This window comes from Altererythrobacter sp. Root672, from assembly GCF_001427865.1.
GTDB lineage: Bacteria > Pseudomonadota > Alphaproteobacteria > Sphingomonadales > Sphingomonadaceae > Croceibacterium_A.
Window position 1 is genome coordinate 24,365 of the sequence record NZ_LMHH01000001.1, and the last position, 15,346, is coordinate 39,710.

12 protein-coding genes and 1 tRNA gene are annotated in these 15,346 nt (G+C 64.7%); 9 read left to right on the top strand and 4 right to left on the bottom strand.

What is annotated here, in order from left to right:
- Nucleotides 1-34 precede the first annotated feature (34 nt).
- From ASD76_RS00135 to ASD76_RS00145, 3 genes are all read left to right on the top strand, one after another.
- Nucleotides 35-108 (top strand) — tRNA-Cys (locus tag ASD76_RS00135).
- A gap of 101 nt (nt 109-209) precedes the next feature.
- Nucleotides 210-890 (top strand): response regulator transcription factor, encoded by a 681-nt coding sequence (locus ASD76_RS00140; protein WP_200943069.1) that lies wholly within the window; start codon nt 210-212, stop codon nt 888-890.
- A complete protein-coding gene (locus ASD76_RS00145; RefSeq protein WP_055916785.1) occupies nt 880-2,277 on the top strand; it encodes a sensor histidine kinase in 1,398 nt (465 codons plus the stop codon). Before ASD76_RS00140 ends, ASD76_RS00145 begins: the two co-directional genes overlap by 11 nt.
- Nucleotides 2,278-2,415: 138 nt before the next feature.
- Here ASD76_RS00145 and ASD76_RS00150 read toward each other — a convergent pair whose 3' ends face one another.
- The gene (locus ASD76_RS00150; RefSeq protein ID WP_055916788.1) at nt 2,416-3,558 is read right to left on the bottom strand and encodes a trypsin-like peptidase domain-containing protein; all 1,143 of its coding nucleotides are present in this window, start codon (nt 3,556-3,558) and stop codon (nt 2,416-2,418) included.
- Between the two features lie 267 nt (nt 3,559-3,825).
- On the opposite strand from ASD76_RS00150, the gene ASD76_RS00155 reads away from it, so the two are divergent.
- The 5 genes from ASD76_RS00155 to ASD76_RS00175 all read left to right on the top strand — a co-directional run bounded on the left by ASD76_RS00155 (nt 3,826) and on the right by ASD76_RS00175 (nt 8,413).
- The gene (locus ASD76_RS00155) at nt 3,826-4,293 is read left to right on the top strand and encodes an META domain-containing protein (RefSeq protein WP_082553522.1); all 468 of its coding nucleotides are present in this window, start codon (nt 3,826-3,828) and stop codon (nt 4,291-4,293) included.
- A 192-nt stretch (nt 4,294-4,485) separates the two neighbouring features.
- Nucleotides 4,486-4,944 carry a hypothetical protein gene (locus tag ASD76_RS00160; RefSeq protein WP_055916793.1) on the top strand — a complete coding sequence of 153 codons (459 nt, stop codon included), beginning with the start codon at nt 4,486-4,488 and terminating at the stop codon, nt 4,942-4,944.
- A gap of 182 nt (nt 4,945-5,126) precedes the next feature.
- Nucleotides 5,127-6,587 carry a basic amino acid/polyamine antiporter gene (locus tag ASD76_RS00165; RefSeq protein ID WP_055916796.1) on the top strand — a complete coding sequence of 487 codons (1,461 nt, stop codon included), beginning with the start codon at nt 5,127-5,129 and terminating at the stop codon, nt 6,585-6,587.
- A gap of 33 nt (nt 6,588-6,620) precedes the next feature.
- Nucleotides 6,621-7,868, top strand: a complete 1,248-nt coding sequence (locus ASD76_RS00170; protein ID WP_055916799.1) for an arginine deiminase — start codon at nt 6,621-6,623, stop codon at nt 7,866-7,868.
- 2 nt (nt 7,869-7,870) lie between these two features.
- Nucleotides 7,871-8,413, top strand: coding sequence for an HdeD family acid-resistance protein (locus ASD76_RS00175; RefSeq protein ID WP_055916802.1), 543 nt, complete (start codon nt 7,871-7,873; stop codon nt 8,411-8,413).
- A 154-nt stretch (nt 8,414-8,567) separates the two neighbouring features.
- Here the strand turns inward: ASD76_RS00175 and ASD76_RS00180 are convergent, their stop codons facing one another.
- The 3 genes from ASD76_RS00180 to ASD76_RS00190 all read right to left on the bottom strand — a co-directional run bounded on the left by ASD76_RS00180 (nt 8,568) and on the right by ASD76_RS00190 (nt 13,044).
- Nucleotides 8,568-10,223, bottom strand: a complete 1,656-nt coding sequence (locus ASD76_RS00180; protein ID WP_055916805.1) for a dihydroxy-acid dehydratase — start codon at nt 10,221-10,223, stop codon at nt 8,568-8,570.
- A 1-nt stretch (nt 10,224) separates the two neighbouring features.
- The gene (locus ASD76_RS00185; protein WP_055916808.1) at nt 10,225-11,664 is read right to left on the bottom strand and encodes an MFS transporter; all 1,440 of its coding nucleotides are present in this window, start codon (nt 11,662-11,664) and stop codon (nt 10,225-10,227) included.
- Between the two features lie 180 nt (nt 11,665-11,844).
- On the bottom strand, nt 11,845-13,044 hold the full coding sequence (locus ASD76_RS00190; RefSeq protein WP_055922697.1) for an LL-diaminopimelate aminotransferase: 1,200 nt from the start codon (nt 13,042-13,044) through the stop codon (nt 11,845-11,847).
- A gap of 176 nt (nt 13,045-13,220) precedes the next feature.
- Between ASD76_RS00190 and ASD76_RS00195 the strand changes: the two genes are divergently transcribed.
- Nucleotides 13,221-15,113, top strand: coding sequence for a PHA/PHB synthase family protein (locus ASD76_RS00195; RefSeq protein WP_055922700.1), 1,893 nt, complete (start codon nt 13,221-13,223; stop codon nt 15,111-15,113).
- The last annotated feature ends 233 nt before the right edge of the window (nt 15,114-15,346 follow it).

A 15,346-nucleotide genomic window follows, 5' to 3' on the forward strand; every position in this document is an offset into this window, starting at 1 on the left:
CCCCCGCCACCCTTTCGCTAGTGGCGCCCGTTCCGGCCCGATGGCGGAGTGGTTACGCAGAGGACTGCAAATCCTTGCACGCCGGTTCGATTCCGGCTCGGGCCTCCACTCTCACAATTCAACATTTGCGCCCGCCACCGGCGAGCGGTCTTGGCGCGCGCCTGCGATCAGCCTACTTTACTGTCAAACGGCAAAGTGAGTGGGAGAGGATCCTGAAACTTCTGCTGATCGAAGATGATCCGTCCACGGCCTCCTTCATCGTGCAGGGCCTGGCCGAGCTTGGTCATAGCTGTGACCATGTCGGAGGAGGGCTCGACGGTCTTACCGCCGCGATGACGCACGAGTACGATGCCATCATCCTCGATCGCAACCTGCCGCAGATGGATGGGCTGACGGTGCTGACCGCGTTTCGCGCCGAAGATCGCGACACGCCGGTGCTGTTCCTGTCGGCGCTCGGGCAAGTTGACGACAGGGTCGCCGGTCTCAACGCCGGTGCTGACGACTATCTGCCCAAACCCTTCTCCTTCCAGGAACTGCTCGCGCGGATCATCGCCTTGAGCCGGCGGCGAGGGGGCGGGAAGGAGGCGGAGACCGTTCTTACGACCGCAGATCTGTCGCTAGACCGGATGACCCGGGCCGCGACGCGCGGGGAGCGCCGGATCGAGTTGCTGCCCAAGGAATACCAACTGCTCGATTACCTGATGCGTCACGCGGGCCAGGTGGTCACGCGGACGATGTTGCTCGAGGCTATCTGGGACTACAGCTTCAATCCCGGAACCAATGTCATCGACGTGCACATCAGCCGGTTGCGCGGGAAGATCGACGCCGAGGGTGAGACGCCTTTGATCCACACAGTACGCGGTGCCGGATACAGACTCGGTGGTAACTGAGCCCCGCAAGCCCACCCACGCCGCCGCGTTTCGCGGCGCGCTGTGGATCACGCTCATCGCGTTGCTGACAACGAGCATCGCGTTGACGGTTCAGTACGTCCAGACCAGCCGCTACCTCGAAGACAAGACCCAGGGTTTGCTCGATGACGAGACGGCGAGCCTGGTCGAGCGCTTCGAAGCCGGCGGGCCGGTGGAGCTGGCCGCCTTTCTGCGGCGACAACAGGCGTTGTCGCGTCTGAACGAGTTCTTCTATCTCCTGGCAGCCTCCGATGGCACGCCACTGGTCGGGAATCTTGCGGCATGGCCGGCCGAGGTCGACCAGCCGGGTTTCAAACGTTTCTCGACCAACGTCGTCTCAGCAGACGGAACGGCTCACACCCGCACGGTGATGACGCGTGCGGTGGTCCTGGAGGGCGGCTACCGCCTGCTCGTGGGCCAGATCGCCGAGAGCGGCGTTGCCCTGCGCGACCGATACCTTGTGGCGCTGTTTTGGTCGCTGGTGATTACGGGGCTGCTCGGCCTGCTGCTCGGCTGGCTTCTGAGCAGGCGCGCCCTTGCGTTCGTGGAGAAGGTTTCGACCACCGGAGCGCGCTTCCTGGCCGGGAACCTGGAGGAACGCGTACCGCTATCGGGCCATGATGACGAGTACGAACGGCTGGCCGAGACGATCAACGCCTGCTTCGTCGAGATCGAGCACGTGGTACGGTCCCTACGCGCGGCCACGGACGGCATGGCCCATGATCTCAAGACCCCGCTGACCCGCATCAACGCGCGGCTGGAACTGGCCGAGATGCGCGGTGCGAGTGAGGTGGAGTTGCGCCAGATCATTGCCGACAGCCGCAACGACCTCGCCGGGTTGCTGCGCATCATTGAGGATATCCTGAACCTTGCCCGCGCCGAAGCGACCACTTCTGTCAGCTTCGATGCCGTAGACCTTGCCGCGATCGCAGCAGACGCTGTCGAACTCTATCAGCCGGTCGCCGAAGACAAGGGGGTGGCGCTGGAGCTCCGATCCGAGCCGGCAAGTGTCAGGGGGGCTCCCGCCTTGCTCGGCCAGCTGGTGGTCAATCTGATCGACAATGCGGTCAAGTATTCCCCCTCCGGTGCCGGCGTTGAGGTGGTGATCGAACGGGAAGCGGACTCGGCGGTGCTGACCGTGTCCGATCACGGGCCGGGCATCCCGCCCGATCGGCGCGTGGATGTCCTTTCGCGGTTCGTGCGGTTGGATGAAAGTCGGGGAATGCCGGGCGTGGGCATCGGGCTCAGCATCGTGGCCGCCGCCGCGCGGGTTCACCGCGCCACGCTCGATCTCCAGGACAATGGTCCCGGCTTGCGGGTGGTGGTGCGCTTCCCGGTGTCAGATTTGCAGGAAGTGGCGCCGGACTGACCGGTTTGTTGAGGGAGAGGGGTCGGGGGGAGGACCGCCATACATGCGATCGACGGGGGGATCGACCGCGGGCTAACCGACCCCTCTCCCGCCCTCTCCTGAGTGGGGAGAGGGGAGAAGGTATAGTGTCTTCTCGAACTAGCTGTCGGACATCTCCGCGATACGCAGGTTTACTCTGCTGTCGTGGCCGTCCCGAATAATGTTGGCGGACAGGGTCGAGCCGGGCTTCGCTGACGCCACGGCCCGGGCGAGCTCGCGGCTGTCGGGAATTGGGCGACCGTTGAAGGCCGTCACAACGTCACCGCGCTGAAGACCAGCTGCCTCGGCCGGACCGCCGGTCTCGACGTCGGCAATCAATGCGCCTCTGGCATCCGACAGACCGAGCTGTTGCGCGATCTCAGCGTTGAGCGGCTGGAGCGCGACACCGATCCGGCCGCGCGAAACGTGGCCGTCCTTGACGATCTGCGCGACCACCGATTGCGCCAGGCGAGAGGGGATCGCAAAGCCGATGCCCACGTTGCCGCCGGACGGCGAAAAGATCGCGGTGTTGACGCCGATCACATGGCCGGCGCCGTTGAACAGCGGGCCGCCGGAGTTGCCCGAGTTGATCGGCGCATCGACTTGCAGGAAGTCGTCATAGGGTCCGGCGCCGATCTCTCGACCTCGGGCCGATACGATGCCGGAGGTGACGGTATTGCCAAGCCCGAAGGGGCTGCCGACAGCGAAGATGTCGTCGCCGACGCGGGCGTGATCGCTGTCGCCCCAGGCGATCGCCTCGAACGGACCACCGCTTTCGATCTTCACGACCGCAAGGTCGGTCTTGGGGTCGCGGCCGAGGACGCGGCCGGGGAGTTCACGTCCGTCGCTGAGCTTGACGGTAATCGTCTGGGCGTTCTCGACGACGTGGTTGTTGGTCACGACGATGCCGCTGGCGTCGATCACGAAGCCTGAGCCGACTGCCATTTCCGGCTGTCCATTGCCACGGCCACCGAACGGGCTGCGCGGATCAGCGCCGAAGGGAAGCCCGTCGAACGCCATCTCGGAAGCCTGGCCGCCCATGCGCGCCTCGATCTGGACGACAGCGGGGCCGACTCGCTCGACCATATCGGCCAGCGAACCGCCGCTAGCCGGAGCTTCGGCAAACGACTCGCTCGCACCGGTCCCGCTTTGCGTGAAACCATCGCCAAGATCCTGCAGTGAGGTTGTGGCCGCAAACGCGCCCGCAGCCGTGCCCAACAGCACAGCGCCGAGAAGGGCCTTGCGATGCGATGAAGCGAACATTCCGTCGTATTCCTTTGCGTGTCTAAGGCGTCACCTTGTGCACGCGTCGGATGGTCCCAGTCTGTCACGGAGATTAAATCGATTTAATCTTCGGCGGCTCCTGCGACCGCCAAGGAAGAACCAAACCGCGGCCCTGTCAGGGAAAAGTCCCGGGGACTTGCGGGTTTATACCGATGATCGGCCCATGCCGCGTGGGATATTGTCCTGATAATCCAAACGCAAAAGATGCCTGCATAAACATAGGTTTAGTCGGGAAAGGGCCCCGCGGTGCGCAAGATTTCGCTTTGTAATTCCGGGTTGTTGCCGGCGGTGGCTCTGTCGCTTGCCGCATCGCTCTCCGCCTGCGCCACCAGCTCATCGTCGGAGGGTGGCGGACCGGCGCTTACCGGGACCGAATGGCACCTCGATCACTTCGAGTCATCGGATGATTCCATCGGGACCATCCGGCCCAAGCCGGACGAGGTCTACACGCTCACTCTCAATCCTGATGGCAACATCACCATGCAGCTCTCCTGCAATCGTGGGGGCGGCCAGTGGACCTCGGCAGACTATCGCAAGGACCGCGGCAGCATCGAGCTCAAGATGGGCTTCTCTTCGATGGCTGCTTGTCCGCCCGGCAACTTCGACAACCTGACGATGCGGCTGCCCAACGTGCGGACTTTCGTGATCCAGGACGGGAAGCTCCACCTCAACCTCATGATGGATGCAGGCAATTATGTCTGGCGGCCGAAATGATGGGAGCGCCCAGCCCGGCTGGCTCGGTGACGGTATGCTGAGTGCGCAGTCAGTGCGCACGGCCCAGCGAGGCAAGAGAGTTTCATTTCCCGTCACCACTCAGCGGATGGGCATCACCCGCGGCGTTCGTCTTTCGTGGCACGCGACCGCCGCATTCAGCGCCAAGTGGCCACTCTGTGTGAGGAGACTGAAATGAAAAGAGTGATCCTGATGATCGCGGTACCGCTGGCCGTTGTGGCACCGCTCTCCGCCTGCAAGACCTCTCCGACCAATGCCAGCGCGGCTACGGCGGGTCAGATACAGCCGGTGCAGTTCGGCACCATCACCGCGGTTCGCGGAGTCGACATCCGTCCCGGAAACACCCGCCTTGGTGCCATTACCGGCGCCGTGATCGGTGGTGCGGTCGGCAGCACGATCGGCGGCAGCACCGTGGCGAACATCGCCGGGGCGACCGCTGGTGCCGTGACCGGCGGCGCAGCCGGCAGCACGGTCCAGGGAGCGAGCCGCAATCAGGGCGTCGAGTTCGTGATTCAGCTCGACAACGGCGATACGGTCTCGCTGGTCCAGCCAGGCAATGCGCGCGATTATCGCGTCGGTGACCGCGTGCGCGTCACCGGTACCGCTGAGAACGCAAGAGTGGATCGCCGCTGATCGCGATTGTCGTTCTTGAGGGGGCGAAGGCCCGGTCCAGGGGGCGCTGAATGTCGGACCTGACGCAACTGAGAATGCCACTCTTCACCCTGTCCGCGCTCGTCATCGGATCGATGATGGGCGCGGGCATCGCCTCGCGACTGCGTTCGTGACGGAGACATCGACAACAGAGGAAACAATCGATGCCGGATGAAACAGTCCAGAAAGCGGCCGACAAGCTGACCCTGCCCGCGTTGACCGCGATGGTCGTCGGTTCGATGGTCGGAGCTGGCGTGTTCCAACTTCCGGCGCGATTTGCGACTGTCACGGGCGTCTACGGCGCCCTCATCGCCTGGGCCATCGCCGGCACGGGTATGTTGGCGCTGGCGTTCGTGTTCCAGACGCTCGCGATCCGGAAGCCCAATCTCGACAACGGCGTCTACGTCTACGCGCGAGCCGGGTTCGGCGTCTATCCAGGCTTCCTTTCAGCCATCGGTTTCTGGGCCTCAGCCTGCGCGGGGAATGCGTTCTACTGGGTGCTCATCATGACCACCGTCTCGCAGCTCTTTCCCGATCTCTCTGGCACGTTCGGCAATGGCGACACCTGGCCAGCGTTCTTCGTCTCGGTGGCGGCGGTGTGGGGGTACTATTTCCTGATCAGCCGAGGGGTCAAAGAGGCCGCATGGATCAACTTCGTGGTGACCATCGCAAAGCTGGTCCCGTTGGCACTGTTCCTCGTGCTGATCATCGCCTTCTTCGATGCCGAGGTCTTTCTCGGCAACCTCACGGGCGGTTACGACGTCCCCGGCGGGCATTCGCTGTTTGACCAGGTGAAGGGCACCATGCTCATCACGGTGTTCGTGTTCCTCGGCATCGAGGGCGCGAGCGTCTATTCGCGCTACGCCAAGCGCCGCGAGGACGTGGGCAAGGCAACGGTACTGGGGTTCCTCAGCGTGCTCGCGCTGTTCGCCTCCATCTCCATCCTCTCCTATGGCATCCTTCCCGCTTCCGAGATCGCGCAACTGGCGCAGCCTTCGGTGGGCGGCGTGCTCGAGACGGCGGTTGGCCCATGGGGCGGCACTTTCATCCGCCTTGGCCTGATCGTCTCGGTGCTCGGCGCCTATCTCGCCTGGCAGCTGCTGGCGGCCGACGTCATGTACGCGGCGGCCAAGGACCAGGACATGCCGAGCCACTTTGCCCGGCTCAACAGCGCCGAGGTTCCCGAACGCGCCGTCTTCTGGACCTCGGTCTTTGTCTCGGTGATCCTGTTTGCCGTGCAGTTCGCGGAGAACGCGCTCGACTTCACGCTCGACCTCACAGCGGCGCTGTCGCTGGCGCCGTTCGCTCTCGCAAGCGCCTTTGCGCTCAAGATAGCCTGGCAAGGGGACGGGTACGCCGGCGCTGAGGCGGGCAGCCGGAATAGGGAGCTGGTGATCGCGGCCGTCTCGACGGCCTATACGCTGTTCCTGATCTGGGCGGCGGGATACGTCTTCCTGTTCCTCGCCTGCATTCTCCTGGCCCCGGCAACCGCGCTCTACTTCATCGCCCGGCGTGAGCAGAACGCGCCGGTGTTCACGAAGCCGGGGCTCATCGTTTTCCTGATCATTCTGGCCTTTGCGCTGATCGGCATCGTGCTGCTCGCCAAAGGCGTGGTGCAAATCTGATGAGGGCCAACGCGGCTTAGGAGGTATCGATCGATGACCACGGAAATACCATTCGGCGTCCACTCCGAGGTTGGTCAGCTCCGCAAGGTCATGGTCTGCGCGCCGGGGCGGGCGCACCAGCGGCTCACCCCCAGCAACTGCGACGACCTGCTGTTCGATGACGTGCTGTGGGTCGACGTCGCCAAGCGCGACCACTTCGATTTCATCGCCAAGATGCGCGACCGCGGGATCGAGGTGGTCGAGATGCACAACTTGCTGACAGAGACCGTCGCCATACCCGAAGCCAAGGCGTGGATCCTCGACCATCAGATCGTGGCCAACGAAGTAGGCCTGGAACTGCTCGGAGAGATCCGTTCGTACCTCGACGGCCTGCCTGCGCGCGAACTCGCCGAAGTGCTGATCGGCGGTCTCTCCACCGAGGAATTTCCCGATGCCATCGGCGGCGAGACGCTGAGCCTCATCCGCCAGGCCGCGGGCGTCAACGAGTACCTGCTCCCGCCGCTGCCGAACACGATCTATACGCGGGACACGACCTGCTGGATCTACGGCGGGGTCACGCTCAACCCGCTCTACTGGCCCGCCCGCCACGAGGAGACGATCCTCGCCGCCGCGATCTATCGCTTCCATCCGGACTTCGCCGGGAAGGTGAATGTCTGGTGGGGCGACCCGCTCGAGAACCACGGGCTTGCCACGATCGAGGGTGGCGACGTCATGCCGATCGGCAAGGGCAATGTCCTCATCGGCATGAGCGAACGCTCCTCGCGCCAGGGGATCAGCCAGCTTGCCGCGAGCCTGTTCGAGAAAGGCGCGGCCGAGCGAGTGATCGTCGCCGCCATGCCCAAGCTGCGCGCGGCAATGCACCTCGATACGGTGTTCACCTTCGCCGATCGCGATTGCGTGCTGCTCTATCCCGACATCGTCAACAGCATCCAGGCGTTCTCCTATCGCCCGGGGGACAAGCCCGGCACCGTCTCGCTGCACAAGGACAAGGGCACCTTCGTCGAGACGGTCGGCGAGGCGCTTGGCGTCAAGAAGATGCGCGTCGTCGAGACCGGCGGCACCGCCTACATGCGCGAGCGGACCCAGTGGGACAGCGGCGCCAACCTCGTCTGCGCATCGCCCGGCGTGGTCTTCGCCTACGACCGCAACACTTACACCAACACGCTGCTGCGCAAGGCGGGGATCGAGGTGATCACCATCGCCGGCGGGGAACTCGGCCGCGGCCGCGGCGGCGGACATTGCATGACCTGCCCAATCATCCGTGACCCAGTGGAGGACTGACTATGAACGCAGCTACCGATGCGGCAGGCACCGCACCCAACGCCCCCAACAAGAGAATGGGCACCAGCATCCTGATGGGGATCGTCTTCATCATCGCCGGAACGCTCGCGATCCTGTCGCCGCTTGCAGCGACCTGGGCGTTGACGATCATCGTCGGCGCCTCGCTGATCGTTTCCGGCATCGCGCGGATCATCCACGCCTTCTCCAAGAGCTGGGGGAGCTTCTTCCTGCACCTGTTGCTGGGTCTGCTCTATGTCGGCGGCGGCCTGGGCTTCTGGTTCGCTCCGGTGAGCGCGGCGATCCTGCTCACAGTGTTGCTCGCCTGGCTGCTGATCCTTCAGGGTATCGGCGAGATCTGGCTGGCCTTCACCGCCAAGCCGGCGAAGGCCTGGGGCTGGGTGCTAATCGCAGGCGTCATCACGCTGGCGTGCGGTGTCTGGCTGGTCTTCCGCCTGCCGAGCCTTGGCGTGTTCATGCCCGGCATCTTCCTGGGCGTGTCGCTGATTATCGAAGGATGGGCCTCGCTGCTGATGCGGCGTCCGTAAGGCAGATCCTCCCCGAGCTTGTCTCGGGGAGGTGGCAGCCCGAAGGGCTGACGGAGGGGTAGGCGATCATGCGCAAGCCCCTCCACCATCCGCTCCGCGGACGGTCCCCCTCCCCGAGCGAGCTCGGGGAGGATCTCATGCCGATGTTAGAGACTTAGTCTTTCGCCGGCAGCAGCACTCCGCCCGTCGACATCGGCTGCACCGCCTCGCGGAAGTTGCTGAGGTAGCCAGTGGCGGCATTGACGTATCCGGGCCCCGGGCGGGCCGCCAACTCTGCCGCCGATACCTCGATATCGATCGAACGATTGGCCACGCTGATCGTGATCGCGTCGCCGTCACGCACTTTGCCGATCGGTCCGCCCGTCGCCGCTTCGGGCGCGACTTCGGCCACGGTCAGGCCCTTGAGGCACAGGCCAGAGAGCTGGCCATCGGTCACGAACGCGGTGGTCTTGGCGAGGCCCGCGGCATCGAGCGCGAACAGCACGAGGCTGGCGGAGCCGCCCATGGCTGGGCCGCCCTTGAGACCCTGGTTGCGCGACACGACCACGTCGCCGGGTTGGATTACGCCGTCTGCGATGGCGTCCATGCAAGCGAACACGTCTTCGAACACGCGGGCGGGGCCGCGGAATTCCTCGGGCCGCGATCCGTCGCGGATGCCGAGGCGCACCACGGCGGTCTCCGCGAAGCTGCCGTTGAGGATGGCGATGGCGGGGCCGGGGCCGACGGGGTCCGTCAGAGGCTGGATCACGTCGGGTCCGGGGATCTCGTAGCCCGCCAGGTTCTCGCCCAGCGTCTTGCCCGTGCAGGTCAGCACCGAGGTGTCGATCCGGCTTTCGAGGCGCTTGAGCGTAGCGCGGGCGCCGCCGGCATCCTCGAACCGTTCGATCCGGATATCGCCTGTCGGCCGCACTGCGGAAAGCACCGGCACATCGGCCATTTCCTCCCAAAGGGCGAAGATGTCGATGTCGGTTTCCGCCTCCACGGCAGTCGCCTGGAGGTGCTTGATAGCGTTGATCGAGCCCGAGACCGCCAGCACCGTCGCGATGGCATTGCGGAAGGCGCCTTCAGTCAGGATCTGGCGCGGCTTCAAGTCCTCATGGACCATCTGCACGATACGCCGCGCGGCCTCGCGCGCGTTGGCCTGCATCTTCGGGCTGTTGCCGCGCACGGGCGCATGACCGGGCAGGCACATGCCGAGCGCTTCGACCACGCAGTGCATGGTGTTGGCGGTCGCCATCCCGGCGCAGACGCCAGGGCCCATGATCGCATTCTCGGCCATGTCGCTGACGGGGAACTTGGGTTTGGCCCCAAAGCGTTCGCCGACCGAGCCGGACCACACATCCTCCACGTCGACAGGCTCGCCGTCGATTTGGCCCGAGGGCTGGTAGCCGCCAATGACCAGGATCGTCGGGATGTTGAGCCGGGCCGCGGCCATAAGGTGGCCGGGCGGGGTCTTGTCGCAGCTAGTCAGGCAGATCATCCCGTCGAGCAGGGCAGCTTCGACCTGGACCTCGATATCGTTGGCGATGATGTCGCGCCCGGCGAGGATGTAGCTGCCGCGCTTGGCCGCGCCGGTGATGAAGTCGGACGGGGCCGCGGTACGGACTTCGAACGGTACACCTCCGGCGGCGCGGATTTCCTCCTTCACCATCTTGGCGATGCCATCGAGGTGGGCATAGCAGATCGCCAGTTCGCTGGAGGAATTCACCACCGCGATCTTCGGCTTCTCCATGTCCTCATGGCTAAGACCGAGGGCCTTCCAGTTGGCGCGGCGACCGGGTGTGTTGGCGGCAAGACTGCGGAGGGTCATGTCAGGCTCCAGCCGTGGCAGGTTCGGCTTCGGCCGGCACCTCGTTGGTCTCTTCAGCACGCTCGGCCAACAGCCGCTTGGCAAAGACCGACAGGACCAGGAGCCCAATCACCACGCCAGCGAGGCACAGTGCGGTGAACAGGTAGCCGTCGAGCACCGCCTGCTTGTCGGCGAGGAACATGTAGCCGCCGAGGATCGGCGCCGCGACCGCCGCGAACTTCGCCATGAAGCTCGCCCAGCCACCGCCCGTCGCGCGCACGGCGCTGGGGTAGTAGATGCTCGTGATCGAGATCACCGCCGCGTGACCGGCACCGATCATCACGCTACCGACCAGGATGACAGGAATGAAGAGCGGGCCGCCGATAAGAATGCCCGATCCGATCCACAGAGCGAGCGGGATGCCGAGGAGTGGCGCGATGGCGATCCAGGCGGGGCCGCGCTTCTCAGTGAACCACAGCAGCGCGACGCCACCGATCGCGCCGATCATGCCGCCGATGGAGGCGAGGTTAGCGGCCGTGGCTCGCTCGATCCCCAGTTGCTCCATGAACAGCACGCCGAAGCTAGCCTTGAGATAGATCGCGAACGAGGAGAAGAAGTAGGTGAACCAGATCAGCGGCGTGATGTAGGCGAGCGTGCCGCGGAACAGCTCGGCCGACTTGGCCCAGGGCGAAACCTTGTTGCCGAGGTCACGCTCGTCCGACAGCACCACTTCGGTATAGCCGGCGTTGGCCAGGCTTGGATCGAAGCGGCTGAGGACCGGGATCACTTCGGACGCCGGCTTATTCTTGGCGGTCATCCAGCGGGCGGATTCGGGCATGGTGAAGAGCAGGGCGATCGCCAGCACGCCGGTCGCCGCGCCGCAGAAGAAGAACACGCCTTCCCAGCCGTATTGCGGGGCCAGCCAGTTGGTGACCTGGCCCGCCGCCGCGCCACCCGCGGAGAAGCCGAGCATGATGATGGTCACCGACAGCGCCTTCTTGCCCGGGGGCATGGATTCGATGTTGATCGACCAGGCCGGGGCCAGGAGCCCGCCGATCGCAAGCCCGCCGATCAGGCGCAGGACGATCAGCATCTCGGGCGTGTTGGCGAACCCGGTCACGAAAGTCAGGATCGCGCTCAGGATGGTGCACCAGATGATCACCTGCCGCCGACCGATGATGTCGGCAATGTAGGAGCCCGCGAGCGAGCCGATCATCTGCCCGAGAAACGCCGCCGAGCTGACGAAGCCGGTCATCTCGTCGCTGAGCCCCATCTGGTCGCGCAGATACGGCAGGGTGAAGGAGATCAGCGAGAAATCGAGCCCGTCGAAGAAGGTGACGAGCGAGCAGATGACGAGCAGCTGGATATGGAAACGCGTGAACGGCAGGTCTTTAAGAAACTCGGCCACATCGAGCGTTTTTCCGCCTCTCGGCGCAGCGCTCGTGGAAATCCCGTCCGCCATCACAACCCTTCCTCTCTCCGCCCGCCCGCGACTCTTCGGCCGATCGGTAGCGTGCTATCTAACTGACGGCGTAACAGCAAAATGCCTTGGCACAAGGCTGTTGGTGGCCCCTTTTGGGTGAACAAGGGGCAGCCGGGCCAGGCAGGATTTCCCTGCCGGCCCGGCCCGCCAAAGGCGCGGCTATGCTGCCGAGCTGTTGACGCCCATGCTTTGGAGGTAGCGCTTCACGTTGCGTGCGGCCTGGCGCAGGCGCTGTTCGTTTTCGACCATCGCGATGCGCACATAGCCTTCGCCATCCTCGCCGTAACCGACGCCCGGTGCGACAGCGACGTCGGCATGGGTGAGGAGCTGCTTGGAGAACTCGAGGCTGCCCATTTCCTTGAGGGCCGGCGGCAACGGCGCCCAGGCGAACATCGATGCGGGCGGGGCAGGGATGTCCCATCCGGCGCGGCCGAAGGCTTCGACCATAACGTCGCGGCGCTTGTGGTAGAGCTCGCGGTTCTTCTCGACGATGTCCTGCGGCCCGTTGAGCGCGGCGCAGGCCGCGGCCTGGATCGGGGTGAACGCGCCATAGTCGATATAGCTCTTCACCCGCGTCAGCGCGGCGATCAGCGTCTTGTTGCCGACCGCGAAGCCAATGCGCCAGCCGGCCATCGAGTAGGTCTTTGAGAGGCTGGTGAACTCGATCGCTACGTCCTTCGCGCCCTTGGCCTGGAGGATCGAAGGGGTCGGCTTGCCGTTGTAGTAGAGCTCCGAATAGGCGAGGTCGGACAGGATCCACACCTTGTTCGCCTTGGCCCAGTCGACCAGCCGCTGATAGAATTCGAGATCGACCACTTCGGCCGTCGGGTTCGACGGATAGTTGACGATCAGCACCGTCGGCCGCGGGACGGTGAAGCTCATCGCCTTTTCCAGCGCATCCCAATAGCGCTCGTCCGGCGTGGTCGGCACCGAGCGGATCGAAGCGCCGGCGATGATGAAGCCGAACGTGTGGATCGGGTAGCTCGGGTTGGGGGCCAGCACCGTATCGCCCGGCGCGGTGATCGCGGTGGCGAGGGAGGCGAGGCCTTCTTTGGAGCCGAGCGTGACCACGACTTCGCTTTCGGGATCGACGTCCACGCCCCAACGGCGCTCGTAGTAGTTGGCCTGGGCCTTGCGCAGGCCAGGGATGCCCTTCGACTGCGAGTAACCGTGCGCGTCAGGGTTCTGTGCGACCTCGCACAGCTTGTCGATCACGTGCTGCGGAGGCGGCAGGTCGGGGTTGCCCATGCCGAGGTCGATGATGTCCCTGCCGCTTGCGCGTGCTGCGGCCCGCATCGCATTGACTTCGGCGATGACGTAGGGCGGCAGGCGCTTGATGCGGTAGAAATCGGTTTCCATGACCTCGTTTATCCATTGGTTTTGACGAAACGCCGCGGCCATCTGGCGCGCGGCGCTGTAATATTGGCGGAATAGGACACTCAGCGCAATCGCGATGGCGATGTCGGAGCGCAATCTTGGCCCAGACCTCCCGTGGGCCTTCCCAATCGAAAGGTCTGCGTCCTATGACCGTCACCATGGCTCAAACCGACGATTCTACCCCATCGGCCGGCGACATGTTCACCGAAATGCTCCGTATCCAGGGGGAAACAGCCCGGCAGATGATTCAGGCTTTCCTTCCCGAAGCCGCCAGTGCGGTTCCGGCGGACAGCGAGATTCGCGACTGGGGCGAGTCCGCGCAGAAGCTGCAGGCGATGTGGCTGCAGTTCCACGAGCAACAGGCGAGCGCCGCTTTCGGACCGGACATGCCGGTTCCGCTGTTCATCGACCCCGCCGAATGGATGGGCCTCATGCAGGGGTGGTACCAGCAGATGCCGCTGCTCGACCCACGGCGGCAGGAGAAGCTGTTCCTCGACGGCATGGCGCTGTGGGAGGATGTGCTGGCGCAGTATGGGCTCGGACCCAAGGGGGAGGGGCATCCCTCTGCCGAGCCGCATCTACCGCGTACCGACAAGCGCTTCGCCGACGAGGCTTGGCGCGAACAGCCGGTCTTCGCGTTGATCCACCAGACCTACCTGCTGCTCGCCGAGCGAGTGCTCGAGGCAGTCGATGCGGTCGAAGGGCTTTCGGAGCAGGAGCGCGAACAGCTGCGCTTCGCCACCCGCAACGTGCTCGACGCGATGAGCCCGTCGAACTTCCCGCTGATGAATCCGGTCGTGCTCGAGCGCACGATCGAGACGCACGGCGAAAACCTCACCAAGGGCATGGAACGCCTGGCCCGCGACATCGAACGGGGCCAACTGACCCACACTGACGGGGCCCAGTTCCATCTCGGCGAGAACATCGCCTGCACGCCCGGCAAGGTCGTGCACGAGTCCGAGTTGTTCCAGCTGATCCAGTACTCGCCGACGACCGAAGAGGTACTGGCCGCGCCGCTGGTGATCTTCCCTCCGTGGATCAACCGGTTCTACATCCTCGATCTCAATCCCAAGAAGAGCTTCGTCAAATGGGCGGTCGAGCAGGGTCTGACCGTGTTCATGGTCAGCTGGCGCTCGGCCGATGAAAGCCTCGCCGACATCACCTGGGACGACTACGTTCGCGCGCAGATCGAAGCGATCGACGTTATTCGCGAGCGGCTCGGCGTGCCGGGGGTGCATGCGATCGGCTATTGCGTCGCGGGCACGACTCTGGCGGCGACCCTCTCGATCCTGGCCCAGCGCGGGCAGGAGGACAAAGTGGCGAGCGCGACCTTCCTGACCGCCCAGGTCGATTTCGAGCGCGCCGGCGACCTCAAGCTGTTCGTTGACGACACCCAGCTCGACTTGATCCGCCAGGCAAGCAAGGGCGGCTATCTCGACGGACGCTACATGGCCGCGACCTTCAACCTGCTGCGCGGCACCGACCTCATCTGGAACTACGTGGTCAACCACTACCTGCTGGGGGAGGACTATCCGGCCTTCGACCTGCTGTACTGGAACGGGGACGTCACCAACTTGCCCGCCAAGTGGCACGAAGCCTATCTGCGCGATTGCTACCGCGACAACCTGTTGGTCGAACCCGGCGCGCTGGAGGCCGACGGCACCCCGATCGACCTGAGGTTGATCAAGACGCCCGCTTACGTCCAGGCCGGACGCGAGGATCACATCGCTCCGCCGGAGAGCGTGTTTCGTTTGCACGACTACCTCTCGGGCCCGGTGCGCTTCGTGCTGGCAGGCAGCGGGCATATCGCAGGCGTCGTCAATCCTCCCTCGGCCGGGAAGTACCAGTACTGGACCGGCGACCTGGCGGACTCGCTCGAGGCTTTCGTCGAGGGCGCGACCGAGCATCCCGGTAGCTGGTGGACCGACTGGCTTGCTTGGCTGGAACAGCAGGGCGACGCCAAGGTCCCGGCCAAGGGCAAGCGCGCGCCGGGCGGCAAGGGCGACAAGGTGATCGAGGACGCGCCTGGTCGGTACGTGGCGCAGCGTTAGCCATGGATCCTCCCCGAGCTTGTCTCGGGGAGGGGGACCGTCCGCGAAGCGGATGGTGGAGGGGTGTTGCGTTCGACCGCCTACCCCTCCGTCACGCGCTTTCAGCGCGCGCCACCTCCCCGAGCAAGCTCGGGGAGGAGCTGGACTTTCCCGACGATCCCACCCCCAAACTGTCATTTTTGTGCAATGCACAAAAACCCATTGACACCATTCGCACTCGCACTTATTTGTGC